The organism is Parendozoicomonas verongulae, assembly GCF_009711465.1.
GTDB classification, from domain to species: domain Bacteria; phylum Pseudomonadota; class Gammaproteobacteria; order Pseudomonadales; family Endozoicomonadaceae; genus Sansalvadorimonas; species Sansalvadorimonas verongulae.
Window position 1 is genome coordinate 1,025 of the sequence record NZ_SMME01000576.1, and the last position, 557, is coordinate 1,581.

Annotated in this window: 1 protein-coding gene and 1 pseudogene; both read right to left on the reverse strand. The window is 50.4% G+C overall.

What is annotated here, in order from left to right; genetic code table 11:
• The coding region (locus E1189_RS24795) for a hypothetical protein (RefSeq protein WP_230459979.1) at positions 1–311 on the reverse strand (311 nt) is incomplete at its 3' end.
• A 90-nt stretch (positions 312–401) separates the two neighbouring features.
• Positions 402–548: pseudogene (locus E1189_RS26100) on the reverse strand (hypothetical protein); the annotation flags it as partial.
• Positions 549–557: the final 9 nt, after the last annotated feature.

The following is a 557-nucleotide window of genomic DNA, read 5'->3' on the forward strand; positions in this document are numbered from 1 at the left end:
GCATTACTGTCCGGCACCTGCTCCCATAGTTTTTTTACAATATCGTCGATTTCTGGAGCGGATATCACACTTGCCGGTAATGCTGTACCACTTTGTACCGACTCGATAAGCTCTTCCTGACTGCCCCCAAGAGCCTTTGCCAGTTCAGCTATCCTGTCAGGGTTCATGTCAGGGGATATCTGAGACATCCACTGATTGCGGCCAGTCGGCGTCATACCGGACACGGCAAGCTGAAAGTTGGGAGTATGAATCGACCATTCTACTGGTGCGCCGCCCAAATCCTGAGCTGTCCATGTGTTCCCGTTATCCAATGAGTATTCAGGAAAGATATGCGCCCCACTGGAAACGGATCTTGCCGGAATATTGAAATAGCGGCACAGTGCGATGAATGCCGGAGTACGATGGCGGCAGGCTCCCTGCCTTTCTTTCAGCAGGAAAAAAAACAGGTTCTTATCACTGGTTGTCGATCCCCCTTCGAAGTTCTGACAATAATTAGTGATAAGTTCGACACGCTGTCTCTGGCCCCTGGCATCCTTTATCGCCAGCAGCTCTTCTTT